Source organism: Desulfobacter sp. (assembly GCF_050177295.1).
Map to the genome: position 1 here is coordinate 1 of NZ_JBFXHE010000476.1, position 3,122 is coordinate 3,122.

2 protein-coding genes and 1 pseudogene are annotated in these 3,122 nt (G+C 52.8%); all 3 read left to right on the plus strand.

The genetic code is table 11. The annotated features are described in order from the left end of the window. On the plus strand, positions 1-1,723 hold a 1,723-nt coding region (locus tag AB7U36_RS21325; RefSeq protein WP_428161632.1), incomplete at its 5' end, for an ATP-binding cassette domain-containing protein. Continuing rightward, a complete protein-coding gene (locus AB7U36_RS21330; protein ID WP_428161633.1) occupies positions 1,720-2,850 on the plus strand; it encodes an ABC transporter permease in 1,131 nt (376 codons plus the stop codon). The genes AB7U36_RS21325 and AB7U36_RS21330, both read left to right, overlap by 4 nt. Beyond that, positions 2,850-3,122 (plus strand): annotated as a pseudogene (locus tag AB7U36_RS21335) (ABC transporter permease); the annotation flags it as partial. The gene AB7U36_RS21330 and the pseudogene AB7U36_RS21335, both read left to right, overlap by 1 nt.

A 3,122-nucleotide genomic window follows, 5' to 3' on the forward strand; every position in this document is an offset into this window, starting at 1 on the left:
CATTTCCATCACAGATTTAAGCCACGGCTTTGGCCGCTCCAAGACACCGGCACTGGACCATATCAATGCCGAGATCTTTCCGGGACGGATAACCGGGCTTGTGGGTCCTGACGGAGCCGGAAAAACCACGCTCATGCGGCTTATGGCAAGCCTGCTGGTCCCTGCCAAAGGGGAAGTTACGACCGTGGGGTATAACACCTGCCGCAACCCTGTTTCCGTTCGGGAGCGCATCGGGTACATGCCCCAGCGGTTCGGCCTTTATGAAGATCTCTCGGTAATTGAAAACCTGCGCCTGTACGCTGAATTGAGAGCAGTTTTCGGCAAAGAGCGAGAAGAGACCTTTGATCGGCTTTTGACCTTTACGGATCTTAAACGGTTTTCAGACCGGCTGGCTGGCCGCCTTTCCGGAGGAATGAAGCAGAAACTGGGGCTTGCATGCGCCCTGATCCGAAAACCCCGGGTACTTTTGCTGGATGAACCCAGCGTCGGGGTCGACCCCATCTCCCGCAGGGAGCTGTGGCGCATGGTGCGTGAACTGGCCGACGACGAGATGGCCGTGGTCTGGAGCACGGCGTACCTGGACGAGGCCGAACAATGCGACGAGGTGATGCTTCTCAACACGGGAAAGCTTCTTTTTAACGGCACGCCAAAGGATTTAACAAGCCGGGTTCAAGGGCGGGTGGTGCAGGTGCGCGGCATTCATGTGGAAGATAAACGCCCGACCCTGGTAAAGCTTTTGGATCACCCCGCCGTGCTGGACGGCATTGTGCAGGGAGCCGCTCTCAGGCTGCTTTTACGCGAAGGTGCCCCGGTTACGTCAAACGTGATCCCTTTGCCCAAAGACGCATTTTTAAAAACGGTTCCTCCCAATTTCGAGGATGCGTTCATGGATATTCTTGGCGGGGGTCCCGGCGGTACATCCGTACTGGCCCAAAGATACCAGGCCCTGAATGACGACGGTACACCCGTGGTGGTGGCAAATGGCCTTACAAAACAATTTAACGATTTTGTTGCAGTCAGGGACAACAGTTTTTCCATCCGGCGCGGGGAAATTTTCGGATTGCTTGGTCCCAACGGAGCCGGAAAAAGCACAACATTTAAAATGATGTGCGGACTGCTCAAACCCACCAAAGGGGTCGGGCAGGTGGCGGGGATTGACCTTCGCAAGGCTGCCAGCAAAGCACGTAATCGCCTGGGGTACATGGCCCAGAAATTCAGCCTTTATGCAGGGCTCTCGGTCAAGGAGAACCTGCGATTTTTCTCTGGGGTTTACGGTCTGCGCGGCAAGATTCAGCAAAAGGCCATTGACCAGATGATTGAGGTGTTTGAGCTCTTTGCCTACTCGTCAACCATGGCCGGAGAACTGCCCTTGGGCTTCAAACAACGGCTTTCCTTAGCTTGTTCCATGATGCACAAACCCGATGTCCTCTTTCTGGATGAACCCACCAGCGGTGTTGATCCCGTGACCCGCCGGGAGTTTTGGAACCACATTAACGGCCTGGTCCAGAAGGGGGTCACCGTACTTGTAACCACCCATTTCATGGATGAGGCAGAGTATTGTGACCGTATCGGACTGATTTACCGGGGAGAAAAAATCGCAGAGGGTACCCCGGAAGAGTTAAAACACCTGGTCCTATCCGATGAACACCCAGATCCAACACTGGAAGATGCGTTCATTTCACTGGTGCATTCCTATGATGCAAAGAAGGGAGAGATAGTATGAGTAAAGGCTCAATGATACGAATAAAAGCCATTGTCAGCAAAGAGTCACGCCAGGTGTTGAGGGACCCCAGCAGTATTCTCATTGCATTTGTGCTGCCCACTATTTTACTGGTGATTTTTGCCTACGGCGTAAATATGGATGCGGAAAACGTCTCTTTAGGGGTTGCCATGGAGTGCAGTGATCCTGCCGCGGTTCGGCTTGTGGAAACCTTTCAGGCAACATCCTATTTTGATGTTGTTGTGGCTCCGGACCGCATGGAACTGCAGGATCTGGTCACCAGCGGAACGCTACGGGGCATGGTCATCATTCCCAAGGACTTTACCCGGCGGCTGGGCTCAAATGACCTAAGCCCCATTATGGTCATTGGCGACGGCAGTGAAACCAGCACGGCCAATTTTGTCAGAAACTACGCCACCGGAGTCCTGAATATCTGGAAAAGCCTGGAAGGACTTGATAAAGGAGCCCATGCCAATGCCTTGGTCGAGCTTGAACCTCGCTACTGGTATAACGCCGATTTAAAGAGTCGTAACGCGCTGGTGCCGGGAAGCATCGCCATTGTCATGGCCATTGTGGGAACCCTTTTAACCTCCCTTGTGGTGGCCAGAGAGTGGGAGCGGGGAACCATGGAGGCCCTTTTATCCACCCCCACAAGTCCGGTTGAACTGTTGATCGGAAAGACCGTGCCCTATCTGGTGCTTGGCTTTCTTTCGCTGATTGCCTCTGTTCTCATGGCCATATATCTGTTTAAGGTGCCGTACCGGGGCGGGATACCGGCGTTGTTTGTTGCAGGCGGAGCGTTTCTGTTAAGCGCACTTGGCCAGGGTTTTCTGATTTCAACAGTGACCAAAAATCAGTTTATGGCCAGCATGATCGCGCTAATTACCGCTTTTTTGCCCGCTTTTCTGCTCTCAGGCTTTATCTTTGAGATCGCTGCCATGCCGTTCATGATCCGCCAGGTCACTCGGATCATATCTGCCCGGTATCTGGTGACCAACCTGCAGACCCTGTTTCTGGTGGGGGATGTCTGGGCGGTTATTATACCCAATGTGGCGTTCCTGCTGCTCATATCCGCCCTGTTTTTCGGTATTACTTTGCGCAAATCATCGCCTTTGCTGGAGATTAAATAATGTTTTACAGAATTATTTCTTTGATTGTCAAAGAGCTGCTGGTGGTGCTTAAGGACCCCAAGGGCCGTATTATTCTTATTGTTCCTCCTTTGATCCAGGCGGTGATCTTCTCCTTTGCCGCCACCCTGGAGGTCAATAATCTCTCCCTTGCCGTCAACAATCTTGACAATGGAAAATGGGGATATGAACTGGTCCAGCGACTCTCCTCCTCGGATACATTTACCCAGGTATTCTCGGTTCAAGGGGAGGCGCAGATCAGGCAGGTTTTAGAC

Excerpts from the sequence above, each read along its gene's own strand:
- AB7U36_RS21330 (WP_428161633.1), top strand. The coding sequence starts at position 1,720 with ATGAGTAAAGGCTCAATGATACGAATAAAAGCCATTGTCAGCAAAGAG.